This is a genomic window from Aquamicrobium sp. LC103 (assembly GCF_001014615.2).
Classification (GTDB): Bacteria; Pseudomonadota; Alphaproteobacteria; order Rhizobiales; family Rhizobiaceae; genus LBCQ02.
In genome coordinates this window covers 1-26,033 of record NZ_LBCQ02000019.1, presented here as the reverse complement: position 1 = coordinate 26,033, position 26,033 = coordinate 1, and the positions used below count along the sequence as shown (strand labels likewise).

The following is a 26,033-nucleotide window of genomic DNA, read 5'->3' as shown; positions in this document are numbered from 1 at the left end:
AATGAAGATCTGGGGCCGTGCAAGTTCGGTCAACGTTCAGAAGGTTCTGTGGGCGCTGGATGAGCTTGCCATCTCCTATGAACGCGTCGACGCCGGCGGCAAATACGGCGTGGTGGATATGGACGTGTTCGCGCGCATGAACCCGATGCGTCGGGTGCCCGTGCTCGAGGAAGATGGCTTCGTGCTGTGGGAATCGCACGCGATTCTGCGCTATCTGGGCTCATCTCCTTCAGCTTCGCAGACGCTTGTTCCCGATGATGCCAAGGCACGCGCGATCATGGATCAGTGGATGGAGTTCACGACATCCACGCTCCAGCCCGCCTTCATCGGCGTCTTCTGGCAACTGGTGCGTACGCCGGAAGCGCAGCGCAGTGCAGAAACGGTCGCAAGGACCCGCGCAGAGTATGAGGCCGGATTGGCGATATTGGAGAAAAAATTATCGGAAAGCGCGTTTCTCGCGGGCGATACATTCGGCATGGCTGACATCGCTGCTGGAAGCCTCATGCATCGGACGCTCGATCTCGGCCTGTTGCCGTCATCCATGCGAGCCGTGAAGCGCTGGGCGGAAACACTCGCCGGTCGCGAGGGGTATGCCAGGCATATCGCCACGTCCTACGAAGAACTGCGGGCGCTCTGACCTTGCTTCGAACCGCGGTGCCGTTTCAGGACGGCACCACGGCGGTCTTGAACATGATCGTGTCGATGTTCGGGTTCGTGCGTCCGTTCGCATTGCCTCCCGATGCCGGTTTTTCGAAGATCATTCTGCCAAGGTCCTGCGCCAGTTCATACGCGATGCGCGACAGTGGCACGCGTTCCCTTGAATAGGCCTCCAACCCCTCCACCACATTGGACCCGGCGAGATGGCGGGCAAGCGCATCCGCGTCACAGGCGGCCTTGGTTACGCCCATGCCGACATGGGGGCGCGCGACGCAGGCAGCGTCGCCCGCAAGTGCGACCCGGCCATCGGCAAAAGTCGGTGAGAGGTGGTCGTAGATCGGCGTGAAGAACGGCCGCTCCGAGCGCGCCAGAATTTCGAGAAAAGGCTTGGGCAGGTGAGAGGCGGCAAAGTCCTGCATTTGCCCCAGAACGTCGCTGCGGACGAGCGGCGGCGGGATCGACAGGTCATGGCGCATGCCCTGCGCGTCTGTAAGCATGTCGTCCAATCCGCTGCCATTGACCGGCGCGTACCAGACAAAATTATAGCGCCGATACCCGGGGCGCAGGTCGTTGCCGAGGCCCGCGATCGGATAGCCGACGATCTGTGTCCCCGTAGGCAGGAAGAAACCGAAATGGTCGAACACCTCGCTGCGGACATCCTCCGGAACATCCGCTTCCAGGGTCAGCGCCCGCCAGACTACATAGCCGGCAAAGCGCGGCTTGACTTCCGGATGCATCACGCCGCGCACGACTGAACGGAAGCCGTCAGCCCCGACGAGAATGTCGCCTTCGATCTCGCCGTGATCGGCGGTCTGCACTTCGACGCGATCTCCATGATCGCGATAGCCGGTGACGTTGACGCCGAGACGATAGGTTCCGTCCGGCATCAATCCGCGTAGGATCGAATGCACCCGGTCCCATGAAGTGACGATCTGCGGATAGTCGATGGTTTTGACAGGCTTGCCTTCGAGGTCGAATGCCACGCGCTTCCGCACGTGGACACCTAGATCGTCCGTGGTCGCGCCGGTCTTCTCGATCAGGCCGTTGAGGAGATCGTGGGTGACGATGCCGGCACCGCGTCCCGACAGCTCAACCGCCGTTCTTTCGAGGACGACGACCTCCCATCCCGTCCGGCGCAGCATGGCCGCCGCAAACAGACCGCCGATCGAACCGCCGCAAACGATAGCCTTGCGACCCATAAATCTCTCTCCCTCGCTTTGACTTCCTTATTTATCAGTATATAAATAAGGAGCGATTGACAATCGCGCAAACGACATCCGCGTTTCAGGGAGAGAGACATGCTTCAGCGACACGATGGGGGAGGTTCACATTGGACGCCGGCACTGCGCGCCGAGGCTGAGAATGCGGGCGGCAACGGTCGGGTGGGGAGCACGCTGGTCAACGAGACGGATCGCTATCGCATCTGGCTGATTTCGATCGAACCAGGTGAGCGGCTTCCGTTCCACACCCACGTGCTGAACTATTTCTGGGTTGCGACATCGCAAGGTCGTGCGCGATCCCGCCATTCGGATGGCAAGGTGGGCGAGATGGATTACGAGGTCGGCATGACGCGCCACATGGACTTCGCCGAGGGCGAGTTCATGACGCACGATCTGGAGAATATCGGCGATACCACGCTGACCTTCGCCACGGTGGAGGATAAGCGCAGCGCCAACGCGCCGCTCTCGCTTTAGCGTGGCGGGATGCGTGCAGAACCACGAATAACGATAGGCCCGTCGATTGCGATGCGCTGCGGTGGGCTGTCCCGATTCTCGATTCCGGCCAGTATGATCTTTACGCAGGCCGCGACCATGCTCGGACGGTCCTGCCGGACGGTGGTGAGATCATAACTCGGCCAATTTGCCGGCGGTGCGTCGTCGTAGCCGACGACGGAAACGTCCTGGGGGATACGCAGCCCAAATTCGTGGCGCAGCACGTCCATGACCGGAAAGGCCATGTGGTCGTTGGCCACGAAGACGGCATCGGGCCGGTTACCGGTCGAGAAAAGCTCGCGGGCAGCATCGGCGGCGGCCTCGCGCTCGAACTCGCCGCGCGCGCGCGCCCAAAGCCCCACCCCGTGCGCAGCGAGCCCCTCGCGGAAACCGGCCTCGCGATCGCGCTGCGTGGATGCCGATTCCCAGCCCGCAATATAGCCAATGCGGCGATGCCCGCCGGCTACCAGGAAATCGGCGACCTTGCGCCCACCCGCATGATTGTCGGACGTGACGGAGGACATCGTGCTGTCGTCCTGGCTGCGGTTGAGAAGGACGACCGGCACGCCGGCGGCCTGCGCCCGCCGCGCCAATTGCGACGACATGCCGACCGACGCGGCGATCAATCCATCCACCTGATAGTCGAGAATTTCGGCGACAACCTTGTCGACATCCTCGTCAGGGTTGCCCGTCATGAAGACCAGGACATGATAGCCGTTGGTTTGAAGCGACGCGGAAAGTTGTTGCAGCAGCTCGGGGTAGAACTGGTTCTCCAGATAGCCGATGGCCAGCCCGATGATGCCGCTGCGTCCGGTATTGAGCGAACGCGCAAGCCGGTTCGGTCGGTATCCCAGCCTGTCGGCCGCGAGACGCACCTTTTCGACGATCCGGGGCGAGACGCTTGCACCGGGTGTGAACACACGGCTGACAGCCGCCTGGCTCACGCCGGCCAGTTTCGCAACGTCTATCGAGGTAACGCGATTGGAAGACATACAGCGTTCTAATCCGCCGTCCAACCTCCGTCCACGAGAAGAGCGGTGCCGGTCACCAGCGACGAGGCGTCCGAGGCGAGATAGATCACCGCGCCCATCACGTCCTCGACCGTGCCGGTGCGGCCGAGCTTGATCTTCTCCTCTATCCAGGCGACGCGTTCGGGGCGGTCGAAGGTGGTTTCGGTGAAAGGCGTGCGGATGAAGGTCGGACAGATCGTGTTCACCCTGATCTGCGCTTTGCCCCACTCGATCGCCATCGCCTTGGTGAAGCCCTCGACCGCGAATTTCGTTGCGCAATAGACGGCACGGTCGACACCGCCGACATGACCCATCTGGGACGACACGTTGATGAGCGAGCCGGGCTTGCCGGCCGCGATCAGTTTCCTTGCGACCGCGCGCGTCAGGAAGTATGCGCCTTTCAGATTGACGCCGACCACCGTGTCGAAATCCTCAGGCGTGGTCTCGGTCGCGGGGCCGTGTCTGGCGATGCCTGCGCTGTTCACGAGGATGTCGTAGGGCTCGGTTGCCTCGACCATGGCTTCCGTCGCGCCGACATCCGCGATGTCCAGCGACACGGCTTCGGCGTGCCAGCCCCGCTGCGCCATCGCGTCGACCGCATCGTCGAGCTGCGCCTTGCGGCGTGCCGCCAGCGTTACGAAGGCACCGGCGTCGGCAAGCGCCGTTGCGCAGGCAAGACCGATGCCGGACGAGGCGCCTGCCACCAGAGCGCGTTTGCCTTCCAGTCGGAACGTCGGTGCGCCGGGGAGTTCCATCATACCGCGTCCTCCCGATGAAGGGCTGGTTCGCCGTAGCCGATATTGCGCCCGCCATAGCGCCGCACGCGCACATTGGCCTGCTCGGCATGCCCGACGAAGCCTTCCAGCATGCACAGCCGCGAGCAGTATTCGCCGATCTCGGCAGCCGCCGCGTCGGTCAGCACCTTCTGGTAGCTGTGGGTCTTCAGGAACTTGCCCACCCACAAGCCGCCGGTATAGCGGCCCGCTTTCTTGGTCGGCAGGGTGTGGTTGGTGCCGATCACCTTGTCGCCATTCGCGACGTTGGTGCGCGGTCCGAGGAACAGCGCCCCGTAGGAGGTCATGTTGTCGAGGAACCAGTCGTCGCGATCCGTCATCACCTGCACGTGCTCCGAAGCGATATCGTCGGCGACGGCGAGCATCTCTTCATGGGTGTCGCACAGGATCACCTCGCCGTAGTCGGCCCAGCTTCTGGATGCCGTTTCGGCCGTCGGCAGGATCTTCAGGATGCGTTCGATCTCGGCAAGGGTGTCCTCGGCCAGCTTGCGCGAGTTGGTGACCAGCACGGCTGGCGAGTTGTAACCGTGCTCCGCCTGACCCAGCAGATCGGTGGCGCACATCTCCGCGTCGACGGTTTCGTCGGCGATCACCATGGTCTCGGTCGGCCCGGCGAAAAGGTCGATGCCGACCCGGCCGTAGAGCTGCCGCTTTGCTTCCGCGACGAAGGCATTGCCGGGGCCGACGAGCATATGCACGGGCTCGATCGTCTCGGTGCCGAGTGCCATGGCGCCCACCGCCTGGATGCCGCCCAGGACATAGATTTCATGTGCGCCGCCCATATGCATGGCCGCAACGATTGCCGGGTGCGGTTCGCCTTTGACCGGCGGGGCCGAGGCGACGATGCGCGGTACGCCGGCGACCGACGCCGTCAGCACCGACATGTGCGCGGAGGCGACCATCGGAAATTTGCCGCCCGGCACGTAGCAACCCACCGATTGTACCGGGATGTTGCGATGACCGAGAACGATGCCGGGTAGCGTCTCGATTTCGATATCGGTCATCGAGGCGCGCTGCGCTTCGGCGAAGCGGCGAATCTGGGTTTGCGCGAATCTGATGTCTTCCATGTCGCGGGTGGACACGCGGTTCATCGCGGCATCGATCTCCGACCGGCTGAGCCGGAAGGATGCGGGCGCGTAGGTGTCGAATTTCTGGGAAAGCTCGCGCACCGCCGCGTCGCCGCGGGTTTCGATGTCCTTCAGGATCGTCTCGACGCTCGCGCGAACCTTGGCATCGTCCTCGGCCCGCTCGGCCTGCGGCTTGCCTCTCTTGAGGTAGGTGACGGCCATACTGCTCCTCCCGTGCAAAACCTGTTTGAATACGTATACAAAACCAAGCGCGGACGCAAGCCGATCCCTTTTGAGCTATGCCGTTGCATCCGAGGTTTCGTCCGCCGGACCGATCGCCCGGCGGAACGATGCATGCCGAGCTTCAGAGGCCCAGCAGCCGGGCTGCGGTCAGCCCGCCGACCTTCGCCTTGTCCTCTTCGGAGACGGAGGCGGAAAGCACGTGCTCGACCGGATCGTAATCCGCCATGTCATAGGGGTAGTCCGTTCCCATGACGATCTTGTCGGCGCCATACAATCCGACGAGGTAGTCGAGCTGGTGCGGCGTGAAGACCACGCTGTCGAAATAGACCTTGCGCAGGTACTCGGTGGGCGGTTTGGGCAGGCCTGCGTTGGAATCGCGCCGCGCGCCCCATGCGTGATCTATGCGACCCGAATAGGCCGGGAGATAGCCGCCGCCATGCACCGCGAGGATCTTCAGGTTCGGCAGGCGTTCGAGCAGGCCGGAGAAGATGATGTGGTGCAGCGCGATTGTCGTTTCGAGCGGATTCCCGACCACGTTGGAGAAGTAATAGTCGTGGAAGCGTTCCCCGTGCGTGAAGCCGTTCGGGTGGATCATGACGAGCGCGCCGAGCTCCTCGGCTTTCGCCCAGAACGGCGCGTATTTCGGATCCGCCAGCTCGTCTCCATTGACGTTGGTGAGCACCTCGACGCCCTTGAAGCCGAGTTCGCCCATGCAGCGTTCCAGTTCGGGCACGGCCTCGGAGGGGTCCTGCAACGCGACGGTTCCAAGCCCGGCAAAGCGATCGGGCCGCTTGGCGACGAAAGCGGCGATTCCGTCATTGACCATGCGCGTCGCCTTTACGGCATGCTCGGGTTCGACCTGGTAATAGCACTGGAAAGGCGGTGGGGCGACGACCTGGAAGTCAATGCCCATTTTGTCGAGAACCTTGAGCCGGTCGTCCATGTCGCTCATGGCGAGGGTGCGATCCTGGTCCTGCTTGCGGTTGATCGATTTGGTTTCGTCGTTGGAGTGACGCACCATCGCGATCTGGCCGATATTGAGATGAGGTTCGACATAGCGTGCTGCCTCGGGCACGGCGACATGGGCATGGATGTCGATCGTCCGGCTGTCCAGCCTGAGCGGCTTGCCGGGATTTTTCCGTGCGGCGGTCGCTCCGTAGCGGTTTACGGCCTCGCCAAGCTCGGGCGTGTTAATGACGCTGTGTTCCATTGAATGCTTTTCCTTGATTAATTGCGTGAAAATGCGCGCCGCCGCTTGGCGCCGGCGCGCCGTTGGCGCTTTACTGATTGGCGTCTTTCCAGGCCTTCACGTCGGCCTTTACGGTCTCCGCATCCCAGTCGTTCGCGAACTCGATGAAGCTGTTGTCGAGGAAGGTCGCAGGGTCGACCTCGGCTTGCAGCGCGCCCACGGCGACCATGCGTGGCTGGATCGCCGACCAGATCTCCGGCTGCAGATCGCCGGCCCTTTCGGTCGAGGACACATTCATGGGAATTGACGCGTCAAGAAACTGGCGTCCGAACTCCTCGTTCTCCCACTCCTCCGGCACGGCTGCCTTTGACATCTCGGCGACCGCGTCCGGGTCAATCTCGGCCACATGCATGGCCTTCGACCAGGCGCGCAGGAAGCCCTGGATAGGCTCGCGCAGCTCGTCGATGCGGCTGGCGCTGATGACGAAGGAATTCGCCGGCGTCTGCGAAACCTCTTCCGGGGTGATCATCTTGATCTGCATGCCGTTCGCCTGAAGCGCCAGCCAGTCGGGCACCGCGCCTGCGATCGCGGATACGGACTGTGTCTTGAACGCGTTAGCAAGGGTCGGACCGGCCTCGCCGACAACGACGGTGGTTACGTCGTCGATCGTCAGGTCGGCCGTTCCCAGCGCGATGCCGAGCGTGTTGCGGTCGCGGTCGGAAACGAGGCCGACCGTCGTGCCCTTCAGTTCCGAGACGTTCGCGACAGGGCTGTCGGCCGAAACCGCGATCCCCTCCGGCGCGTTCTGCATCACCTCGTAGACCACCTTTACATCGGCGCCCGCCGAAACGGCGGCGAAGGTCTCGGACGGATCGAGCATGGCAAGATCCGCCTGCTGGTTCTGGACGAAAGCCACATAAGGGATCGTCGTCGAGGACGGCAGCAGATTTACCTCCACGCCTTCGTCCTCGAAATAGCCGAGAGCCTCGCCGACGATCAGCGGATAGAAATGCGCCGAGCGCGGCAAGGGCATGATGACGTTGACGGTGGTCACATCCTGCGCGAAGGCGGTTGTCGACGGTGCGGCGATAAAGCCGGCGAGCAAAAGTCCTGCTAGCTTCCTCATTGTCTTCCTCCTGCGTTATGTTTGTTGTTTGTCTGAAGTCCCGGATTTTCACGGGCGAAGGCCGCAGCGCGTTTCCTCGAGATGACGGCCATGCGCGCGTCGCGACGCCAGAAGACGACGCGGTCGTCCACCAGTTCCATGATGGAAAAGAGGATCAGCCCCATCAGGGACATCGACAGCAGGGTCGCGATGGCGGCAGCCATGTCGAGGCTGAAGGAATAGCGCTGCATCAATACGCCGACGCCTTCGGTAGCCTGGGCGAACTCCGCTACGACGGCACCGATCAGTGCGGTCGTCATGCCGATCTTGAGCCCGGCCAGTGCAACAGGCAGGGCGTCCGGTATCCTGAGCTTCCAGAAGATCTGAAAGCGGCTGGCCCCCAGCGAACGGAACATTTCCAGCCGGTCGGCGTCGCTTTGGGTGAGGCCGGCAAGCGTGTTCACGAAGATGGGGAAGAAGGAGATGATCGCGGCGAGCGCGATCTTCGAGCCCCAGCCGAAACCGAACCATGCGATGACGATCGGGGTCAGCGCGAGACCGGGCGTAACGTTGAGCACGATGGCATAAGGCGCGACGTAGCGGCGGAAAGTGTCGTTGAGCGCGGAACTGACGGCAAGGGCGATACCGACAGCGGCGCCGATCGCAAAGCCCGCGACGGCCTCATACATCGTGATCGCGAAATGCCAATAGATGGTTCTGTCGAAGAGATAGAGCTTTCCGATGGCGGCTGCGATGCGGCTTGGCCGCGGCAGCAGGAACTCGTTCACGAGACCTGCGGCGATCACACCTTCCCACATGGCGATCAGCGCGGCGAAGATGCTCAGATGCAGCAGCAGCGTGGTTGCGATCGAGAACAGGCGGAAGGTCGCCTGATCGGTCGCTCCGGTCTGTTGTACGGTACTCATCTCAAGCCCCCCAGTTACGTTGCCACTGGGCCTGACGCCGGCGGGACACCGCATCCATCTGCGGCGCGTGCCGCCAGAAGACGATCCGGTTTCCGACGGCTTCCATGGTCCTGTAGATGGCGAAACCCAGGGCGGTGAGCGTTAGAAGGCAGCCGAAGGCGGAGGCCATGTTGAGCGATGCGGTGTATCGCTTGAGCAGCACGCCCATCCCCTCCGAGGCGGAGATGAACTCCGCAACGAGAGCACCCGAGAGAGCCGAAGCCATGGCAAGCCTGAGCCCGGCCATGATGACCGGCATGGCATCCAAGAGCATCAACTTCGTGAATATCTGCCACTTGTTCGCCCGCAGCGAGCGGAAGAGTTCATAGGCACCCTCGTTGACGCTGAGCATGCCGCTCAGCGTGTTGATGAAGGGCGCGAAGAAGCAGACCAGCATCACGATGGTGATCTTGGATGACCAACCGAAGCCGAGCGCGGCGATGATGAGCGGTCCGATGGCGATGCGCGGCGTTGCCTCCAGCACGATGACGTAGGGCTTCAGCAGCTTGCGCACCATCGGATTCAGTCCGACGACGATTGCGAGGCCGATGCCGAGGATCGAGCCAGCGGTGAAGCCTGCGAGCACCTCGCCGATGGTGACGAGCAGATGCCACCATATGTTGCGTTGCGTGACGAACAGCCGCCACATTGCTTCGGCAATGGCGCTTGGGGCGGGCAGAACCAGCGGGTCGATCGTGCCGGTGCGGGCGCCGATCTCCCATGCGCCGATCAGAACGGCGAAAATGGCGAAATGGCGGACGATCGGATGGAAGGCGGCCGCGTGGAAGAATGATCCCGCGCCGCGTCGGGTTCCATGATCCTGCTCCCGTGTGGATGAGGTAAGCACGACCATCAATGCGTCCCCAGGATGTCGCGAACCTCGGCCACGAGGGCGTTGAATTCGGGCGTCTGCTGCAGTTCCGGCCGGCGTGGGCGGGCAAACGGCACGTCCACCATGCGGGCGAGGCGGCCGGGACGCGGAGTCATCACCATCACCTTGTCCGCCAGGAAGATCGCCTCGCCGATATTGTGCGTGACGAAAAGCGTGGTTGCGCCGACCTCGGCCACTATGCGCATCAGCTCGAGGTTCAGCCGCTCGCGCGTGAATTCATCGAGCGCACCGAACGGCTCGTCGAGAAGCAGTATGTCGGCACCGGTCTGCAGTAGGCGAGCGAGCGCGACGCGCTGCTGCATGCCGCCGGAAAGCTGGCTCGGAAACGAAAACACGAAATCCTTCAAGCCCACCATCTTCAGGAGTTCGACGGCGCGCGAACGATCCTCGGCGGTGGGTTTGCGGTGAATTTCGGTCGGCAGCAACACGTTCTCGACCGCCGTCCGCCAATCGAGCAGCGTCGCCCGCTGGAACATCATGCCGACATCGGCATGCGGACCGCTGACCTCCCTGCCATGGACGGTGAGGCTGCCGGAACTGCGCTCGATCAATCCGGCGATCAACCGCAACAAGGTGGACTTGCCGCAGCCCGAAGGTCCGACGAGCGAGACGAAAGAACCCTTCGGAATGTTGAACGAGGCGTCCTCGAGGGCGACGACGGCTCCGCCGCCGAACGTCTTTCCGACGCCGCCGCCGGCTATGACGATGTCGGCGACGTCCGTCGCTGTGCCGGCTTCCACTTTGCGTGGCAATGCAGTCATGGCGTATCTCCTCCCTGAGTCCGCCGCGTTTCCTTTAACCGTCCCACTCCTTCGGCGGGCGACCTCCACGCCAGTCCGTTCGCGGGCGAGGTGCCCGCGTCATGCCCTTCAATCCTACTGCCTCACAGAGGCCCGTCCTGCCTGCCCCTTCAGGAGCAGGGGTCGCTTTCAGGCGACGATCGGACGGCTTTCCAGGCCTCGCATGATTTGTCCGCGAGACTTGGTCACATGCTTATGTGAAAGCCGGGCGGCGAGCGCCCCGTTGCGTGCCTGGATCGCGTCGATGATTGCGTTGTGATCGGCCAGAGGTCCCTCGAAACCACCCTCCTGCCTCAGGGTGGAAAGGGAGATCACGCAGAGGCGATCGTAGAATTCCATCACCCGCTTGGTTTCCTCCGCCAGCCGCTGGTTGTTCGACAGCATGGAGAGCGCGTGGTGGAAATCGCGATTATATTCCGCGAAAGCCTCGATGGAGGACATATCGGCGGTGCGGAAGCGATCGAGCCCGGCGAGTTCCTCGTCGCTCGCCTCGTTGGAAATCTTGCGCACCACCGCACCTTCGAGGATGACACGCAGTTCGAGCAGGTCCTCGGCATCCCGCACGGAAATCGGGCGGACACGATGGCCACGGCGGGGCTCGATCTCCACGAGGCCCTCGAATTCCAGTTTCTGCATCGCATCGCGCACCGGCGACTTCGACACGCCATAGCGCTGGGCCAACTCTCCCTCGCGCAGTTCGACGCCAGGCATGAGTTCACAGGTGAGGATTTCCCTTCGGACCATCTCGAAGACCTTGTTGCGTGCAAGAGCCAAACGGAATTCCTATTTCTGATATCTCACGTAAAAGGCTTTCGAATACCGTCTGCTTGGACGGAATCTTGCCAAATCATCCCGCGGTCAGTGCCCGCCGCGATATGTTTAGCGTGAAGCGGTGACAATCTGCTATTTATCAATCGAAAAACAAAGGGCCCGGCTTGTCAAGGACAAATCGAGCCATTGTGGTCATAAATTAAAGTTTGTGAGATATCAGGCGTGTTTAGGAAAGGCCGTTGTCACCGATACAGCCGCATGCAGCGATCGCCTCCATGGCGCAGTCTTCGTCCATGTCGGACGTGTCGCCCGAAACGCCGACAGCACCAATGATGCCGCCGCTATCGTTGCGCAGCAGGATTCCACCGGGCACGGGGATGAGGCGTCCCTCGGATGCCGCCGCGATGGCGGCAAAAAAGGCAGGCGCATTCTTTGCCCGCTCGCTCAGTGTGCGCGTTGGAAGCCCCATGCCGAGTGCACCCCATGCCTTGCCGTGGGCGATCTCGCAACGAAGTATGCCACTGTTGTCCGCGCGTTTCATGACGACGACGTGCCCGCCGGCATCGAGAACAGCGACCGTCAGCGGCGAGGCGTTGCGTTTGCGTCCGGCCTCGAGCGTGGCGTCGGCAATGCGGTCGGCAAGTGACAGAGTAAGGGCGGTCAAATGTGGGTCTCCTTTCGATCGGATGGGGCCAAAGCTTTGAGCACCGCGAAAAGTGCCGCGGTATCCTGCTTGTCGCGGCCTTGCGACAGGGCGGCCATGTAGTAGGGCAGGCTTGCCGTCATCAGGGGCAATGGGGCCCTGACGTCGCGCGCATGGTCGAGGATGAGCGTCAGATCCTTCATATAGACATCCATTTTCATGGTCGCGGGTTCGTACGTATCGCTGATCATCATCGGACCGCGCACTTCGAACATGCGCGAATTGCCGGCTCCGGAGCGCACCGCGTCGTAGACCATCTGGAGATCGAGCCCGGATTTCTGCGCCAGCAGCAGGGCTTCGGCCGCAGCGAGGTTGTGGATCGTGACCAGCAGGTTCGCGACGTATTTCAACTTGATGCCGGCGCCGAATGCACCCACGTGCCTCACGTCGCGCGCGAAGGCTTCGAAGACGGGTTTGATCTTGTCGAAGGCGGCGGAGTCGCCGCTGGCGAAGATCACCAAGTCGCCGGTCGCCGCCTGCGCACCGGTGCCGCTTACCGGACAGTCGAGCATCGTGCAGCCCTTGGCGGCCAGAAGGTCGCGGGCGGCTTCCTTGGCGTCGAGCGGCAAGGTTCCCATTTCCGCTACGACCTGATCCTCGCGCGCCGCTTCCGCGAACTGCATGGTGACATCGCGAAGTGCCGGTATGGATGCCAGCGCAATCAGGATAATGTCGGCCTGCTCCGCCACCGCGCGGGGCGAGGCTAGGGCTTCACCGCCGCACTCGGCAAGCGCGGCTGCTGCTTCAGGTGCGGGGTCGAATCCAACGACGACGTAGCCTGCCTTGCAAAGGTTTCGCGCGTAGGCGATGCCCATGATGCCGAGTCCCGCGATTCCGACCACGGTGCGAACATCCGTCTGTACAGCATTCATGAAGAACGATCCGTTTCATTGATTGCAGATTCATGATTTGCGGCGTTCGGCTTCCAGCGGAGCATGGTCAGAAAGCTCCGATGAATGCCGGTCTGCGGCAGATTTCGACCTATGAAGACGATTTGCGTGCGCCGGTCGCCCTCCGGCCAGTCATCCAGCGCGTCCGGTTCGTGAAGAAGCGGTCCGGCGGCATGAACGACGACGGGCCCGGCTTCCCCCGCGACATTTATGACGCCTTTCATGCGCAGGATGTCGTCGCCGCGCAGTGAGATGATGGAGGCGAGCCAGATGTTGAGAGCATCCCGATCGATGGCTTCATCCATGGTGATGACAAACGACGAAATCTCGCCCCCGTGTGCTGAAAGCCCGTCGTCCTCCGCCGCAAAGGCCTCTGCTTTCAGCCAGCAGGAAAGATTGCCGGCTTTCGTCGGTTTGGCGGGCAGGGCAGCAAACAGACGCTCTGCCGTTACATTACCGTTTTGAACCGGCAGGAGCTCGGCGGACGGGTTGAGCGGCCTCAGCGTCTGGGCGAGCGACGAGGCCGCCGCCGGTCCGGCCAGATCTGCCTTGCTCAGGATCAGCAGATCGGCCATCGCCACCTGCCGGCGCGCTTCCTCGAACTCGCCGATTTGGCGCAACCCGTTGACGCCGTCGATGGTGGTGATCACCGCCTGCATGTGAAAGAGGTCCGCTACCGCCTTCTGCGTTATGAGACTGCGCAGTATGGGAGACGGATCGGCCAACCCGGTCGTCTCGATCACCACGCGGGAGAAGGGCGGTATCAGCCCGCGGTCGCGCTTGGCCACGAGATCGAGCAGCGTATCGACCAGGTCGCCGCGCACCGTGCAGCAGATGCAGCCGCTCTGCAGCACGACCGCGTTCTCAATGGCGCTCTCGACCAACAGATGATCGATGGCGACATCGCCAAACTCGTTGATGACGACGGCCGTGTCGGTCATGTGCGGATCGCGCAGCAGCCGGTTGAGAAGCGTCGTCTTTCCGCTGCCCAGAAACCCGGTGAGCAGGAGGGCAGGTATGGTGCGCTGCCTTCCTGCCTGCCGGCTATGCGATCCGGGGCTTTCCCACTTCATGCCGCCGCCGTCTTTCCCGACCGCGAGCGCTTGAAGCTGAGGATGGCGGTGACGAGCGCCAGCACCAGGATCCCGAGGGCCAGGGGTCGCAACAGCATGGCTTGCAGGTCGCCGCCGTTGATAACCATGGCACGGTTGAGGTTCGCTTCCACGATTGGTCCCATGACGAAGGCGAGCACGATGGGGATCAGCGGCACGCGAAGTTTTTCCAGCCAATAGGCGCCCGCGCCTATCACCAGAGCCATCACGACGTGGGCGGAATAATTCTGGTAGGAATACGTGCCGATGATGAGCGTGATCATAACGAACGGCGCCAATATGTAACGCGGTATGCGTGCCACCTGTACGAATGCACGGATGCCGGCGATGCCTACGACCAGCATCAGCAGCGCCGACGCGATCAGGCCGATGAAGACTGACATCACCAGCGGGCCGCCCTGGCTGAAGAGCAGGGGTCCTGGGACAATACCGCGGCTGATGAGCAAGCCAAGCAGGATGGCGATGGCGCCGGATCCGGGAATGCCCAGCGCGAGTGACGGGATCAGCGAGCCGGCGACGATGGCGTTGTTGGCCGTTTCAGGCGCTGCGACACCTTCGTCCAGCCCGGTCCCGAATGCTTCCGGCGGATGCTTCGACCAGCGCTTTTCCTCGTTATATGCAACAAGCGATGCAACGGTTGCGCCCGGTCCGGGAATCGCACCGATCAACGTTCCGACAATCGTGCCGCGCCACATGGTCGGCATCAGGGTGCGCATGTCGCGCCAGCCGACGTGGTTGCCTTCGGCGGACTGGTTCAGGGTCTTGTCGAGTTCAGGGTCTTCGCCCTTGCGCGCCATCATGAGACGGAACGCCTCCGGCATTGCCATGATACCGATGATGATCACGATCAGAGGCATGCCGTCCAAAAGCGCCGCCTGGCCAAAGGTGAAGCGTGTTCCGCTGAAACCGGACGAGCCGATGGTTGCAAGGAACAGCCCGATGCCTGTGGCAATGAAGCCCTTGATCGGATCCGAGCCGAAAAAGCTGCCGATGATCGCAAGCCCGAAGACGCCCACCGCAAACATCTCGGTCGGGCCGAACTGAAGTCCGACCCAGGCAAGTCCCGACGATCCGAAAAGGAAGGCGAAGCTGCTGAACAGGCTGCCGAATACGCCAGTATAGAGGGAGATCTTCAGTGCGCGGCCGGCCAAGCCTTTCCGGGCCATCGGAAAGCCGTCCAGCACCGTGATCGCGGCGGCTGTCGTGCCCGGTGTTCGTATCAGGATCGCGGGGATCGAGCCGCCATATTCCGCGGCCGCGTAAATCGAGATGAAGAACAAGACGCCGGAGATCGGTTCCATCGCAAAGGTGAAGGGGAACATCAGCGCCAAGGCCTGTGCGGCGCCGAAACCCGGCAGTGCGCCAAGCAGGGTACCGACGATCACGCCGATGACCATGATGGCGATGTTCGTCGGGCTCAGGACGATCCAGAGCGCAGGAATGAAGTTTTCGATGATCATCGACATGGCCGGCGTCCTAGAATCTGATGTAGCTCGGAAGGAATTGCAGCGGGACGGAAACGTTCAGCAGCAGCACGAAGGTCCCGTAGAGAACGGCCGTGGTGAGTAGGCCGGCCACGATCGCGGCCACGGGGCCGATGCGCGGCAGCAGCAGCACCGCCAGCAGCAGGAAGGTGCTTATTTCGAAGCCTACGACGTCGAGCGCGAACACATAGGCGAGCACGGCCGCGATGCTGATCGCATAATCCTTTAGCTCGAAATCGAACTCGGTCGGATCCTCCTCGTCCGAGGTCCGGTTTTCCTTGCCGCCGATGAGCAGCAGGCCGATCCAGGCGAGCGTGAACAGTCCTGCCCCGATCAGTGCAAGCCGTGGAAAGAAGCCCGCGCCCGGGTAGCCGCGCACGGGAGATGGCGCGAAACTGAACGTGTGCGCGAAGAGCGCCGCTATGGCGGCAAGCAGAAGCAGCGCCGTAACGAGTTCGGCGGTGAAGCTGCGGACCTTGAGCATTGTCCGATACCTTTCGAGAAGTGTCGGTGTCCGCCGCATGGCAACGGACACCTTCGGCCTCACAGGATGCCGTTCGCCTGCATGAACTCGCGGTAGTCTGAAATCTCGTCCTCGAGTGACTGCTTCAGCACGGCCGGATCGGTTTCGAAGTTCTTTTCCACGTGCGGACTGTTCTTCAGATATTCCGCGTATTCCGGGCTATCCATCAGCTTGGTCAGCGCATCGCGCAGCTTGCCTTTGATATCTTCGGGCGTTCCGGCGCGCAGGAAGATGCCCTGCCACTGGTGGCTGATCGGATAGTCGTAACCGAGCTCGGCCGGCGTCGGCACATCGGGGAAGGCGGCGACGCGTTCCTCGTTCAAAACCACCAGCGGACGAATGTTTCCCGCTTCGACGTGTGGTTGGAGCTGGCCAATGGAACCGAGCCCGAGCGGCACATGCTGGCCGAGCACATCGCGAACCGCGTCGCCTGAGCCTTCATAGGGAATATGCACGGCTTCGGCATCGGCAGCCTTGAACACCGACAGGATATGCTTGTGGTGGATCGAGCCGATCTTGTTGCCCGCGACCGCGAGCGTGCCGGGCTTTTCCTTCGCCGCCGCGACCGCATCGCCGAAGGTTTGATAAGGCATGGCGGTATGGGTGCCCAGCGCGTAGATAAACTTCTCGATACGGGCCAGATACTCGAAATCCTCCACGGAAGGCTCGAAGGTCGGCAGATTCATGTAGCCGCTCCAGCTCGCGTTGGCGTGCAGGATCGTGTAGCCGTCCGCCGGTTTGCCGCGTACGTACACGGCCGCCTCGTTGCCCGATCCCGCGCCCTTGTAGGCGACGTTCACCGGCACGCCCAGCATGCCGTCTTGTGCCAGCACCTGCGCCACGAGCTGGCACCATTGTGCCGCGGTGGAGCCGGGCGAGGTCGAGCAGACCAGCTCGACCGGCTTTTGTGGATAAGCGTCCTGCGCGTGAGCGGGCGCTGCGCCGCTAAACAACAGCAATGCGGATGCAAAAGCACCGAATTTCATCTTGGTTCCTCCCGGTTGCATTCACCGGGACGGTCAGTCCTCCACCGCCCGTCCCAGCATCGAAAAACGGTTTGATTCAGCTTTTTGGAGCAAAGCCCTCGTCGTAGTGAGGGCCGGTCATGGTTCCGTCCGCGGCTTTGCCGATGATCCCGTGCGACAGATCCTTGACGACGAAGAAGACGACGTCCTCGTCTGGCAGGGCCACCGTCGCGTGGATCTTGTTGGGTGGGAAATAAAGCAGCGCCCCCGGCCCAACGATGCGTTCTTCCTCGCCCTCTATGTGGACCCGCAGCCTGCCCTTGATGACGTAGTTCCATTGCTCGTTGGGGTGCGAATGCGGTCGCGCGCCTGTACCGCGCGCCTTGTTCATGAGACCCACCTGCGTGCGTTCGCCTTCCACGACCGCGCCGAAGGCCGTCGAATAGCCGGTCCCCGCGTCGATCTTGTCGAGTTCGGCAAGCTGGAAGATATGGCCCTGGGCCCCCGCCTTCGTGGCGCCCAGGTTCTTCGTCAGTGGCTTGGCTTCGGCTGCTTCCGTCATTGGATTTCCTCCGGTTCAGATATCGAGTTCGAGGACGTAGAGACCGCCGGTATGGCGATCGGCGGCGTAGACGATCGCATTCTCGTCCACATAGACGTCGTTGATTTGCGCGGCCGGCACGCGCGAGCCCTTGGGCGCGCTCGGCACGAAAGCCGCCACCTCTTTGGGTTGGGTCGGGTCCGACAGGTCGTGCACCCTGACCCCGCCGTTGAAGAGCGTGGAAAAGAGCAGCGTGTCGGACTGAAAGGAGGTCTCGCGCGGTGGGTTTTCGTGCACGTTGTGGCAGCCGAATCTACCGCCGCGACCCGCATATTCCTCGACCTGCGGCATCGGCAGGATCGACAGGGGTACGAGGTTGTCCTCGCGCCGCGCATCTACGATCCATGTCAACTTCGGCCAGTCCGCGCCGTCGTCGAGCACGCACTCATGCGTGAAGACGAGCAGGTCGCGACTGAAGAGCGGCATCACGGTGTGGGTGAAGCCGGGGAAGGGCGGGTTCGGGTTGAAATGCGACACGACACGCGGCGTGGACTTGTTCGAGATGTCGAGTACGTAGCCGCCGCCGTCGATATAGGCGACATAGGCGCGGTCCGGCCGCTGCGGATAGACGTTCGTGTTGTGGCCGCGAAAACCGGTATCGATCGGCAGTCGCTCCGGCGGAGACTCTGCGTCGCCTACGGCCGTGCCGGGCATCCACCAGCGCCCCACCTCCACGGGACGGCTCGGGTCGCGCACGTCGAGAATGCGATAAGGCTGATCGTCCAGCTGGTTGTGAGGGGTGAAGTCGGCCGCCCCTCCCGCGAAGTGAATGTATTCGCCGTCCACGAACCACAATTGATGCACGCCGCGCGAGTGCGGACCCGAGCAGTCGAAATAGCTGATCGAACGCGGCGACTCGGGGTTCGAAATGTCGAATATTTCGAGCCCGGCCGGCGTCTGCCCGGGCTCGAGCGTCTGGTAGGCGACGGCCATCAGGTCGCCCGTGGTCTCGAGCGAATTCGAGCGCACATGCATGTTGGGCAGATCCGTCTGGACCACGACGCGGGGCTTGCGCGGGTCGGTCACGTCAACACCAGTGAAATTCTTCGGCGGGCCTTCATGCGCGAGCCACATGATGCGGCGACCGTCTCTCGTCGCCTGAATAGACATCCCCTCGCCAATACCTCCCCAGCCATCGAGCAGATCGTGGCCGATGAGACGCATTCCTTTGATCAGATCCACCGTCAAACAGATTCTCCTATTATGTTGCGGGCGCGCTCAGTTGCCTCGCGAGAAATCCAGGTGCGAGATCCGGCGGCAGCGGCGCGCAAGGCAGTGGTTCCGTGTGGAAGAAGTGGCGCAGTTCCGGACCGAGCAGGGCGTCGAAGAAGGCGTCGTCGCTGGATGCTGTGGCTTCCGGCTCCGTCAGCTTGATGGCAATGCCCGCGGCCTCGAGTTTCCGCGTGTATTCGCGGCCGTGTCGCGGCGTTTCGCCCACACGGCCCTCGAAGAGCGCGGTGAGTTTTTCGCCCGACCAGATCGCGGCTGCGATGGGCACATCCTCCAGCCCGCTTGTTTTCACCCGCGCGCGGGGCAGAAGCGCAGGGGCCGAAAACAGTGTATCTTCAGATCGATACAGCCCTTCATAGTATCCCAGCCGTCGCTTTATTTCGGGCAAATTGTCCTGAAGTCGGCGGCGTAGAAACTCAAAATAGCGGTCGATCAGGCGCAGCAGCGTGCGGTCCCACGGCGCGCATTGCCGCTTCAACGCCGCCACCAGGATGTCTTCCTTCGACCCGCCTGAAAGCAGCGAGTCCGATGCGGGGAGGATACGGCCGAGATGATGCAGCCGGATCGGCTGATCCCGCCGGCAGCAAAGCCGATGCCGCGCGTTGTCGCCAAATACGATTGGAAACGCGATGGCGGGAATGGTTGGCGCTTTCATTTGCGCGCCTCCGGATGCCACACCAGCAGCCTTGCGCGCAGCATTTCGAGACTGCGGACCACTGCGAAACCGAGGAACACGATCTCGACGATGCCTGCGAAGACGCCGACGGAATCGGCGAAACGGCCCGCCATGATCATGGAGCCGCCGACGCCCCTGCCGCCCATGAGCATTTCCGTCACGATCGTGGTGATCATGCCGACGGGCAGGGCAACCTGAAGCCCGGTGAGAATCTGCGGCAAGGCCAGCGGGAGACGTACCTCCCACAGGATCTCATGTTCCCTGGCTCCCAGGGCGCGGGCCGACCAGATCGGCCATTTGTCCTGCCCGGTCGTGCCGGCGTAGGTCGCTGCTACTATGGGGAAGAAGCAGGAGAAGGTGACCATGATGATCTTCGACGTGTCGTATATGTCGAACCAAAGGATGAAGATTGGGAGGAAGGCGATCTTCGGCATCGGAAAACCGACCGAGATCAGCGGGTCGAAGAACCATCGCACGGTTGCAGATCGCGCCATGAGGACACCGATGGGAATGCCCAGAGCCGCGGCGATGAGGAAGCCTGCAAGGGTCCTGTAAAGGGTCAGGCCGAGGTCTACGAACACCGTTCCCGACATCGCGTCGGCCCATATGCGCGCAAGCACGTCCGAGAGCGAGGGCAGCAGGAATGGGTTGATCGCGCCGACTCGTGCTCCGAATTCCCAGGCCAGGCACAGGACTACGATGACGCCCGCCTGCACCGTGATATCGACCAGCCTGTCCGGCGCGATGCGTGGGGTTGCGCGCTTTGCCTTCAAGGAGCCTCTCGATGTGGCTTGGACCGTGGCCATCAGGCTTCCCTCCAGGCGAGTTGCCGGCGGGCGAAGGCTGCATAAATCCGATCGGCCAGGAAGCCGATGCCGGCGACGAAGAAGATGACCGCGAACATCGCGGGATAGATGCCCCCATCGCCAAGCGACGAAATCATGTAGCCGACGCCGTCGGTCGCAATCAGGAATTCCGAGCTCACCATCAGGATGAAGGAGAAGGCGAGCGCGGTGCGGACACCATTGAGGATTTCCGGCATCGCGCCAGGCAGCACGATCTCGTGGATAACCTCCAGCTTCGAAGCGCCGAGGCTGCGCGCTGACCAGATCATGAACGGGTTGATGCCGCGCGCGCCGTTATAGGTTCCCACCACCACGGGCAGGAGGCATCCAAGGAAGATCAGCAGGATCTTGGAGGCGTCGCCTAGACCCAGCCAGATCATCACAACCGGAATGAGGGCCGATTTGGGCATCGGGTAGAATATCTGGACGATCGGGTTGATGAGCAGGCGAAGGGGGCGGAAGCTTGCCATCAGCAGCCCGGCAACTATGCCGACGACGACCGCGCACAAGAGGCCGCTTCCCGCGCGCATCAGCGAGCGGGCGCAATTGTAGAGGAGGTCGCCGCTCACCACCGCGGCAACGAGTTCGCCAAATATCTCACCAAGTCCCGGCAGCATCTGCCGGGATATCAGACCGGTCGCGCCGAGCAGCTCCCACACGATGAGCAGGATTGCGATGGGCGAATACCTCAACGCACCCCGGCTGATGTCGAGAAGCATGTTGATGCCGCCTGTCCCGGTTCCAGCCCGCGGCATCTCAGCGCCCTCGCGTGGCTGCGACGGCCTGTTCCCTCACAAGCCGCCAGATCTGCTCGCTCAGATGGATGAATTCGCGATCTTCCAGCGTGTCCTCGCCGCGGTCGCGCGGCAGGGATACGTCGATCACGTGTTCGATGCGACCTGGGCGCGAGCTCATGATCGAAATGCGATCGGCGAGGAATACGGCTTCCTGCACGTCGTGCGTAACGAAAACGACCGTCTTGCGGGAGCGTCCCCATATCGCGCGCAGCTCCTCCTGCATGACGCGGCGCGTCTGGGCGTCCAGCGCGCCGAAGGGCTCGTCCATGAGCAGCGTCTTGGGATCGACGGCAAGCGTGCGCGCGATGGCCGCGCGTTGCTGCATGCCGCCGGAGAGCTGCGAAGGATAGGCATCCTCGAAGCCCGAGAGATGAACGAGGTTGATGTAGTCGCGCGCCCGCTCCTCGGCATCCTCTCCCTTCAGGCCTTGCTTTCTCAGGCCGTAAAGCACGTTCTGCTTCACCGTCTTCCACGGAAAGAGCGCGAAGTTCTGAAACACGATGGCCCGGTCCGGGCCGGGCTGAGTTACAGGGCCGTTCGTCGTCACGATCGCGCCTTCCTGAATGGGAAGGAATCCTCCGATCAGGTAGAGAAGCGTGCTCTTGCCGCAACCCGAGGGGCCAAGCAGCGCGTGGAATTCTCCGTCGGCGATGTCGAGGCAGATGCGGTTGAGAGCCACCACGCCTCGACCGCTGGCACGTGCGCCGTAGGAATGGGTGACATTATCGATGTGAATGCCGGTTCGGGCGCGGTCGGCTGCCTCGTGCCTCGCGTCGGCGGCCATGGCGACGGTCGTCATTGTTTGTCCGCCTCGATGCGGCGTTTGGCTTCTTCCACGAAACTGAGGTCCACATAGTCCGGGGCAACCGCCAGTCCCTGTGGCGACAGACCCAGATCGACGGCGATGTCGATGCTGTTCTGCAGTGTCTCGATGTTCGGGAACATGAAGGGGTCGCGATAGTAGTCCTTTTTGGTGAAGACGTGGGTGAGCGTATCCGGCGACTGCTGCATGAAACGGGCGATGATCCCGACGGCTTCCTCACGATTATCCGGGTCGGTGAACCAGCGCACGGCGCGCACATGGTCTTCGAAGAAGTCCATCATCTGATCTCGGTTTTCTTCCAGAAAATCGGTCTTGCCCGCGAGGAAGACCAACTGAGACGGCCCGACGGCATCCTTGGCCGTGAACAGAACCTTGTAGTCGCCGGTTTCCTGCAACTGACCCGACATCGGCTGCAGAACTGTCCCGATGTCGATCTTGCCCTCTTCGAGCATTGGCGGAATGTTGGGAAAGGCGACCTCGACCATGGTGAAGTCGCGCTTGTCGAGCATGTCGTGATTGCGGAACATGGCGCGCATCGCCGTGTCCGACGCCGAACCGATGGCGTTGGTGCCGGCTCGCTTGTCGCGGAGGTCGTCCACGCTATCGATGCCTGAATCGGCGCGAACGATATAGGTTTCGGAATGGTAGTCCTCGACGCCGTCCTGGATCACGTCGGCGACCACCTTTACGTCCTGGCGCGCATTGTTGACGACCAGCGCCAGCACCAGCGGTCCGAACGCGCCGATGTCGATCTCGCCCGCGGCCATGGCGCTGATCTGCGGCGAGCTGCCCCGGAACCGGATCGGCTCGACCGTGTAACTCGTTCCGTAGTGCTTCAGGATCTCGGGCTTGGAATACAGCACGGGGATGAGATGTCCCGGCATGGTGGACCAGCCGATGCGGATGTTCACCGGCTCGGCATTGGCCATGACAGGTGCCGTGATCGTTAATGAAAGAGCGGCAAACAGCGCGCGGATTCGACGAGACATGGTCCTTTCCTCCCAGATAGGCCTTGATGTCGAGAGCAGCGATCTTTTTGCGAACCAATATTATATTGATTCACTATAAGCTCGCTTATTGATCGATAGATAATCATTGATTGCGCCCACCTGTCAACAGCCTCTTTTCGATTTTCTGATCCACAGGCATTGCGAAACTTGAGCTTCAGAGAGGCGGGGCAGCTTTGACGTCTGGTGATTGCCCGACGTGATGCTGATTTTTTCTCTGGCGGAAGCTGAACCAATATGCTGTATGAGGGCAAATTGGTACGCTAATATGGGCTTTGCATAGATGGGAATTTTCGAAGGTGACGTCGGTGCCCTGGCGATATTCCTCGCCGGAATCGTTGCAGCCGGTGTAACGGGGGGGCTGCTGGCGGGGTTGCTCGGCGTCGGCGGCGGCATCGTGATCGTACCGGTTCTCTATCACATTCTCGCATCCTTCGGCGTCGACGAGGGACTGCGCATGAAGATCGCCGTTGCAACCTCGTTGTCGACGATCATCGCCACATCGGCCATGTCCATCCGAAGTCACCGCAAACGCGACGCGATCGACGTATCGCTGCTCAAGAGTTGGGGCGTGCCGATCTTTGTCGGAGTCGTGACAGGAACGATTTTCGGCGGCTATGCCGACGGCCGTATCCTGACTGCGGTTTTTGCCACGGTGGCCCTGGCGGTGTCTCTCCAGATGGCATTCAAGAAGGATGGCGCAAAGTTGCGGGACGGGTTCCCCAGCCGTATCATCAAGGCGGTGTTGGGGTTTTTCGTCGGTTCGATCTCCGCATTGATGGGCATCGGCGGCGGCACCTTGAGCGTGCCGATCCTGACTGCCTACGGTTTCGATATCCGCCGCGCGGTGGGCACGGCGGCGGCCATCGGCTTCATCATTGCGATCCCCGGCACGATCGGCTACGTCCTGTCTGGCCTCGGCGAACCGGATTTGCCGCCGTTTTCCATCGGCTACCTGAACGTCGCGGGCGCACTTGCGCTTGTGCCGCTGACGATGGCATTCGCGCCGCTGGGGGCAAGGCTGGCCCATTCCATTCCACGGCGCGCGCTTCAGTTGTGTTTCGCGTTCTTTCTCGCGATAACAGCGGTCCGCATGTTCTACGACCTTTATCTGTCGCTATGACCCGCTCCTACTCCAATGCAGAAGCAATGATCGCCAGCCTCCGCGGTGCCGCGGAAACAGGCGAGGGGGAATTGGTCAAGGATGGGCGGCTGCCGACCGAGCGAGAATTGATGGAGATGTTCGGCGTTACCCGCAGGGCAGTACGAAGCGCGCTGGACGAACTCCAGCACCAGGGGCTTGTGTTTCGCCGGCAGGGGCAGGGCACCTTCATCCGGCCCACGAGTCCGAACGCCTCACGGGTGGAAAGCCTTGCCAATCGCACGAGCCCGTTCGAGATCATGGAGGTCCGTCGCGAGATCGAGCCTGCGCTTGCAAGGCTTTCGGCGCTGCGCGCAACGCCGTCCGACATCGAACAGTTGAAACGTCTGGCCGAACGCGGCGGAACGACCGGCAACAGTCAGGATTACGAGCGCTGGGACAGCGCCTTCCATGCAAAGATAGCGGAAAGTGCGCGTAACGACCTGTTTTTAGGCGTCTTCCAGCTCATCCAGGCAGTTCGTGTGGAACAGAGATGGACCGGCCTGCGCGCCCAGATATTCACTGCGGATCTGCGTGACATCCTGGTCGTTCACCATCTGCAAATCGTCGACGCCATCGCCGAAAGAGATCCCGAGAAAGCCGATGAGGCGATGCGCGATCATTTGCTGGAAGTCAGTCGGATCACGGGGACCTGAGGTGTCCTCAGGAACATGCATAATGGCACTGGGGTTTGGCTCACGGTCAAATACCAGGATCGACAACTCTCGAATATCTTCTCAAGTATTGTCGCGTCTGTATCAGCGGAACGTGCTGCCACGCGCTACACGACCAGCACGGCAGCACCGATGCGATTTCCGTTAGAACTGCACGCCGAGTTTGAGTCCGAACGTATGATCCCGGCTGTCGCCATTGGTGCCCAAGGCAGTGCGATAGTCGAAGCCGAGCGTCACGTCCTCGCCAATCCGCGCATCGAGCCCGAGGCCGATCGCGAGATGATTGCGCGAGAAGCCTTCGATATCGAGTTCGTAAGGCGGGGTGCCGATGTCGGCATAGCCGAGGCTGGCGCGGCTCGTGCCCTCGAAATCATGGGTGTATTCAAGCCGGCCGCGCGGCTTAAGGGCACCCCAGTCCGTGGAGATGGCATATTCGAGCCGCAGCCCCAGTGTGCCCGACAGCGTATCGATACGCTGTTCGCCGTAGGTGAGGTTCCACATACCCGCTCCCGTTTCGGTGAAGGCGTCGAGCGTGGAACGCGAGCCGGACAGACGGCCATAGGGTGAGATCAGTAAACCCTCGTTGCGGTATTCGTAGCCTGCCGTGAGCGAGGCAAAGAATTGGTCGCCACCGCGCGTGCCGGTGGCATAGTCACCGGTCGCCGTGACATGGCGCAGGCTGTCGAAGCTCATGGCGCTGTAGCCGGCCAACCCATCGATGAAAAGGCCGGGCACGGGCCGGTAGCTGCCATAGGCGGCAAGCGAGAAGGCTTCGGCACGGCTTTCCGTGCCGTTGGAACCGACCTCGGTCACATCGCGCCCATAGCCGAGACCAAAGCCCGCCGTCAGTTCGGACGTGAAACGGTAATCGACTCCGGCGCTGACGCCGACCAGCGTATGATCGAGGTTGATCGCGCCATTGTCGTTGGTGCCGAAATTGACAAAGCCGCCGCTCCAGAAGGCGAGATTGCCGAACGGATGGTCGACCGGTGCCGGTTGCGGGTCGGAGCGGCGCTCCGCCTGGACAGGCGCGGCTCGGCCGATAGCCTTGAGTGCCGGATCGTGCGCATCCTCTTGCGGCGCATAGGCATCAGGCGTGATCGAAGGTTGTTGCACGCCGACATTGACGCCGACCGAATTGCTGCGCCGCTCGCTTTCATTGTGAAGCTGCTCGAGCCTTTGGTTGAAGTTGGTGATCTGCGTGTTGGCGAAGCGTTTTGCTGTCTCGGTCTGCGCCCGGATCAGGCCGATGACTTCCGGATCAAGGGAAGGGTTGGGGCGAGCCAAAATCCTGAACGTGATCGTACCCGGTGCGGACATTCCAGCAACGTTGGACAGCGCGAAGCGAACATTCGAT

The 26,033-nt window shown here is 62.1% G+C and carries 28 protein-coding genes; 4 read left to right on the top strand and 24 right to left on the bottom strand.

Annotated features, from left to right (window positions below):
- Position 1: 1 nt before the first annotated feature.
- Entirely contained in the window at positions 2-637 is a 636-nt protein-coding gene (locus XW59_RS28215; RefSeq protein WP_052958571.1) for a glutathione S-transferase N-terminal domain-containing protein, read from the top strand.
- Between the two features lie 25 nt (positions 638-662).
- Here the strand turns inward: XW59_RS28215 and XW59_RS28210 are convergent, their stop codons facing one another.
- A complete protein-coding gene (locus XW59_RS28210) occupies positions 663-1,856 on the bottom strand; it encodes an FAD-dependent monooxygenase (protein WP_047148953.1) in 1,194 nt (397 codons plus the stop codon).
- 99 nt (positions 1,857-1,955) lie between these two features.
- Between XW59_RS28210 and XW59_RS28205 the strand changes: the two genes are divergently transcribed.
- Entirely contained in the window at positions 1,956-2,351 is a 396-nt protein-coding gene (locus tag XW59_RS28205) for a hypothetical protein (protein ID WP_047148952.1), read from the top strand.
- Here the strand turns inward: XW59_RS28205 and XW59_RS28200 are convergent.
- The 22 genes from XW59_RS28200 to XW59_RS28095 form a co-directional block, all read right to left on the bottom strand.
- The gene (locus XW59_RS28200) at positions 2,348-3,361 is read right to left on the bottom strand and encodes a LacI family DNA-binding transcriptional regulator (RefSeq protein WP_047148951.1); all 1,014 of its coding nucleotides are present in this window, start codon (positions 3,359-3,361) and stop codon (positions 2,348-2,350) included. The two genes, XW59_RS28205 and XW59_RS28200, sit on opposite strands and share 4 nt — an antisense overlap.
- An 8-nt stretch (positions 3,362-3,369) precedes the next feature.
- Positions 3,370-4,134 carry an SDR family oxidoreductase gene (locus tag XW59_RS28195; protein ID WP_136068559.1) on the bottom strand — a complete coding sequence of 255 codons (765 nt, stop codon included), beginning with the start codon at positions 4,132-4,134 and terminating at the stop codon, positions 3,370-3,372.
- Positions 4,134-5,462 (bottom strand): histidinol dehydrogenase, encoded by a 1,329-nt coding sequence (hisD, locus tag XW59_RS28190; protein ID WP_047148949.1) that lies wholly within the window; start codon positions 5,460-5,462, stop codon positions 4,134-4,136. Before hisD ends, XW59_RS28195 begins: the two co-directional genes overlap by 1 nt.
- Positions 5,463-5,604: 142 nt before the next feature.
- Positions 5,605-6,693 carry an amidohydrolase family protein gene (locus XW59_RS28185; RefSeq protein WP_047148948.1) on the bottom strand — a complete coding sequence of 363 codons (1,089 nt, stop codon included), beginning with the start codon at positions 6,691-6,693 and terminating at the stop codon, positions 5,605-5,607.
- A gap of 70 nt (positions 6,694-6,763) precedes the next feature.
- Positions 6,764-7,798 (bottom strand): ABC transporter substrate-binding protein, encoded by a 1,035-nt coding sequence (locus tag XW59_RS28180; RefSeq protein WP_047148947.1) that lies wholly within the window; start codon positions 7,796-7,798, stop codon positions 6,764-6,766.
- Positions 7,795-8,703, bottom strand: a complete 909-nt coding sequence (locus XW59_RS28175) for an ABC transporter permease (protein WP_047148946.1) — start codon at positions 8,701-8,703, stop codon at positions 7,795-7,797. Before XW59_RS28175 ends, XW59_RS28180 begins: the two co-directional genes overlap by 4 nt.
- Position 8,704: 1 nt before the next feature.
- Positions 8,705-9,595 (bottom strand): ABC transporter permease, encoded by an 891-nt coding sequence (locus XW59_RS28170; RefSeq protein ID WP_052958570.1) that lies wholly within the window; start codon positions 9,593-9,595, stop codon positions 8,705-8,707.
- Entirely contained in the window at positions 9,595-10,395 is an 801-nt protein-coding gene (locus tag XW59_RS28165; RefSeq protein WP_082137871.1) for an ABC transporter ATP-binding protein, read from the bottom strand. The genes XW59_RS28170 and XW59_RS28165 overlap by 1 nt, the downstream gene beginning before the upstream one ends.
- 168 nt (positions 10,396-10,563) lie before the next feature.
- On the bottom strand, positions 10,564-11,208 hold the full coding sequence (locus XW59_RS28160) for a GntR family transcriptional regulator (RefSeq protein ID WP_052958569.1): 645 nt from the start codon (positions 11,206-11,208) through the stop codon (positions 10,564-10,566).
- A 223-nt stretch (positions 11,209-11,431) separates the two neighbouring features.
- Positions 11,432-11,869, bottom strand: a complete 438-nt coding sequence (locus XW59_RS28155; RefSeq protein WP_047148945.1) for a heme-binding protein — start codon at positions 11,867-11,869, stop codon at positions 11,432-11,434.
- Positions 11,866-12,780 (bottom strand): NAD(P)-dependent oxidoreductase, encoded by a 915-nt coding sequence (locus tag XW59_RS28150; protein ID WP_047148944.1) that lies wholly within the window; start codon positions 12,778-12,780, stop codon positions 11,866-11,868. Before XW59_RS28150 ends, XW59_RS28155 begins: the two co-directional genes overlap by 4 nt.
- Entirely contained in the window at positions 12,777-13,871 is a 1,095-nt protein-coding gene (locus XW59_RS28145) for a GTP-binding protein (RefSeq protein WP_047148943.1), read from the bottom strand. The genes XW59_RS28150 and XW59_RS28145 overlap by 4 nt, the downstream gene beginning before the upstream one ends.
- Positions 13,868-15,307 carry a tripartite tricarboxylate transporter permease gene (locus XW59_RS28140; RefSeq protein WP_170990247.1) on the bottom strand — a complete coding sequence of 480 codons (1,440 nt, stop codon included), beginning with the start codon at positions 15,305-15,307 and terminating at the stop codon, positions 13,868-13,870. Before XW59_RS28140 ends, XW59_RS28145 begins: the two co-directional genes overlap by 4 nt.
- 79 nt (positions 15,308-15,386) lie before the next feature.
- Positions 15,387-15,878 (bottom strand): tripartite tricarboxylate transporter TctB family protein, encoded by a 492-nt coding sequence (locus XW59_RS28135; protein WP_047148942.1) that lies wholly within the window; start codon positions 15,876-15,878, stop codon positions 15,387-15,389.
- A gap of 59 nt (positions 15,879-15,937) precedes the next feature.
- Entirely contained in the window at positions 15,938-16,759 is an 822-nt protein-coding gene (locus XW59_RS28130) for a tripartite tricarboxylate transporter substrate binding protein (protein ID WP_170990246.1), read from the bottom strand.
- Between the two features lie 220 nt (positions 16,760-16,979).
- Positions 16,980-17,444 carry a cupin domain-containing protein gene (locus XW59_RS28125; RefSeq protein WP_047148940.1) on the bottom strand — a complete coding sequence of 155 codons (465 nt, stop codon included), beginning with the start codon at positions 17,442-17,444 and terminating at the stop codon, positions 16,980-16,982.
- Positions 17,445-17,459: 15 nt separating this feature from the next.
- Positions 17,460-18,665, bottom strand: a complete 1,206-nt coding sequence (locus tag XW59_RS28120; RefSeq protein ID WP_246666256.1) for a hypothetical protein — start codon at positions 18,663-18,665, stop codon at positions 17,460-17,462.
- Between the two features lie 19 nt (positions 18,666-18,684).
- Entirely contained in the window at positions 18,685-19,368 is a 684-nt protein-coding gene (locus tag XW59_RS28115) for a hypothetical protein (RefSeq protein WP_047148939.1), read from the bottom strand.
- Positions 19,365-20,195, bottom strand: a complete 831-nt coding sequence (locus XW59_RS28110) for an ABC transporter permease (protein ID WP_052958567.1) — start codon at positions 20,193-20,195, stop codon at positions 19,365-19,367. Before XW59_RS28110 ends, XW59_RS28115 begins: the two co-directional genes overlap by 4 nt.
- On the bottom strand, positions 20,195-20,989 hold the full coding sequence (locus XW59_RS28105) for an ABC transporter permease (protein ID WP_082137868.1): 795 nt from the start codon (positions 20,987-20,989) through the stop codon (positions 20,195-20,197). Before XW59_RS28105 ends, XW59_RS28110 begins: the two co-directional genes overlap by 1 nt.
- Position 20,990: 1 nt before the next feature.
- Positions 20,991-21,830, bottom strand: coding sequence for an ABC transporter ATP-binding protein (locus tag XW59_RS28100; RefSeq protein ID WP_082137867.1), 840 nt, complete (start codon positions 21,828-21,830; stop codon positions 20,991-20,993).
- On the bottom strand, positions 21,827-22,843 hold the full coding sequence (locus XW59_RS28095) for an ABC transporter substrate-binding protein (protein ID WP_082137866.1): 1,017 nt from the start codon (positions 22,841-22,843) through the stop codon (positions 21,827-21,829). The genes XW59_RS28100 and XW59_RS28095 overlap by 4 nt, the downstream gene beginning before the upstream one ends.
- Before the next feature lie 301 nt (positions 22,844-23,144).
- On the opposite strand from XW59_RS28095, the gene XW59_RS28090 reads away from it, so the two are divergent.
- Together XW59_RS28090 and XW59_RS28085 are read left to right on the top strand one after the other, a co-directional pair.
- Positions 23,145-23,984 (top strand): sulfite exporter TauE/SafE family protein, encoded by an 840-nt coding sequence (locus tag XW59_RS28090; protein WP_137327115.1) that lies wholly within the window; start codon positions 23,145-23,147, stop codon positions 23,982-23,984.
- A 26-nt stretch (positions 23,985-24,010) separates the two neighbouring features.
- Positions 24,011-24,658, top strand: coding sequence for a FadR/GntR family transcriptional regulator (locus XW59_RS28085; RefSeq protein WP_047148936.1), 648 nt, complete (start codon positions 24,011-24,013; stop codon positions 24,656-24,658).
- Positions 24,659-24,820: 162 nt separating this feature from the next.
- On the opposite strand, the gene XW59_RS28080 is transcribed toward XW59_RS28085, so the two are convergent.
- The coding region (locus XW59_RS28080) for an autotransporter outer membrane beta-barrel domain-containing protein (RefSeq protein WP_206077770.1) at positions 24,821-26,033 on the bottom strand (1,213 nt) is incomplete at its 5' end.

What these genes read in the sequence shown, in the direction of transcription:
- XW59_RS28185 (WP_047148948.1), bottom strand. Translation starts at nt 6,693, where the DNA reads ATGGAACACAGCGTCATTAACACGCCCGAGCTTGGCGAGGCCGTAAAC.
- XW59_RS28175 (WP_047148946.1), bottom strand. Translation starts at nt 8,703, where the DNA reads ATGAGTACCGTACAACAGACCGGAGCGACCGATCAGGCGACCTTCCGC.
- XW59_RS28125 (WP_047148940.1), bottom strand. Translation starts at nt 17,444, where the DNA reads ATGACGGAAGCAGCCGAAGCCAAGCCACTGACGAAGAACCTGGGCGCC.
- XW59_RS28150 (WP_047148944.1), bottom strand. Translation starts at nt 12,780, where the DNA reads ATGAATGCTGTACAGACGGATGTTCGCACCGTGGTCGGAATCGCGGGA.
- XW59_RS28095 (WP_082137866.1), bottom strand. Translation starts at nt 22,843, where the DNA reads ATGTCTCGTCGAATCCGCGCGCTGTTTGCCGCTCTTTCATTAACGATC.
- XW59_RS28170 (WP_052958570.1), bottom strand. Translation starts at nt 9,595, where the DNA reads ATGGTCGTGCTTACCTCATCCACACGGGAGCAGGATCATGGAACCCGA.
- XW59_RS28215 (WP_052958571.1), top strand. Translation starts at nt 2, where the DNA reads ATGAAGATCTGGGGCCGTGCAAGTTCGGTCAACGTTCAGAAGGTTCTG.
- XW59_RS28195 (WP_136068559.1), bottom strand. Translation starts at nt 4,134, where the DNA reads ATGGAACTCCCCGGCGCACCGACGTTCCGACTGGAAGGCAAACGCGCT.
- XW59_RS28135 (WP_047148942.1), bottom strand. Translation starts at nt 15,878, where the DNA reads ATGCTCAAGGTCCGCAGCTTCACCGCCGAACTCGTTACGGCGCTGCTT.
- XW59_RS28115 (WP_047148939.1), bottom strand. Translation starts at nt 19,368, where the DNA reads ATGAAAGCGCCAACCATTCCCGCCATCGCGTTTCCAATCGTATTTGGC.
- XW59_RS28085 (WP_047148936.1), top strand. Translation starts at nt 24,011, where the DNA reads ATGATCGCCAGCCTCCGCGGTGCCGCGGAAACAGGCGAGGGGGAATTG.
- XW59_RS28145 (WP_047148943.1), bottom strand. Translation starts at nt 13,871, where the DNA reads ATGAAGTGGGAAAGCCCCGGATCGCATAGCCGGCAGGCAGGAAGGCAG.
- XW59_RS28210 (WP_047148953.1), bottom strand. Translation starts at nt 1,856, where the DNA reads ATGGGTCGCAAGGCTATCGTTTGCGGCGGTTCGATCGGCGGTCTGTTT.
- XW59_RS28090 (WP_137327115.1), top strand. Translation starts at nt 23,145, where the DNA reads ATGGGAATTTTCGAAGGTGACGTCGGTGCCCTGGCGATATTCCTCGCC.
- XW59_RS28180 (WP_047148947.1), bottom strand. Translation starts at nt 7,798, where the DNA reads ATGAGGAAGCTAGCAGGACTTTTGCTCGCCGGCTTTATCGCCGCACCG.
- XW59_RS28200 (WP_047148951.1), bottom strand. Translation starts at nt 3,361, where the DNA reads ATGTCTTCCAATCGCGTTACCTCGATAGACGTTGCGAAACTGGCCGGC.
- XW59_RS28110 (WP_052958567.1), bottom strand. Translation starts at nt 20,195, where the DNA reads ATGGCCACGGTCCAAGCCACATCGAGAGGCTCCTTGAAGGCAAAGCGC.
- XW59_RS28100 (WP_082137867.1), bottom strand. Translation starts at nt 21,830, where the DNA reads ATGACGACCGTCGCCATGGCCGCCGACGCGAGGCACGAGGCAGCCGAC.
- hisD (WP_047148949.1), bottom strand. Translation starts at nt 5,462, where the DNA reads ATGGCCGTCACCTACCTCAAGAGAGGCAAGCCGCAGGCCGAGCGGGCC.
- XW59_RS28140 (WP_170990247.1), bottom strand. Translation starts at nt 15,307, where the DNA reads ATGGTCATCGGCGTGATCGTCGGTACCCTGCTTGGCGCACTGCCGGGT.
- XW59_RS28205 (WP_047148952.1), top strand. Translation starts at nt 1,956, where the DNA reads ATGCTTCAGCGACACGATGGGGGAGGTTCACATTGGACGCCGGCACTG.
- XW59_RS28165 (WP_082137871.1), bottom strand. Translation starts at nt 10,395, where the DNA reads ATGACTGCATTGCCACGCAAAGTGGAAGCCGGCACAGCGACGGACGTC.
- XW59_RS28105 (WP_082137868.1), bottom strand. Translation starts at nt 20,989, where the DNA reads ATGCCGCGGGCTGGAACCGGGACAGGCGGCATCAACATGCTTCTCGAC.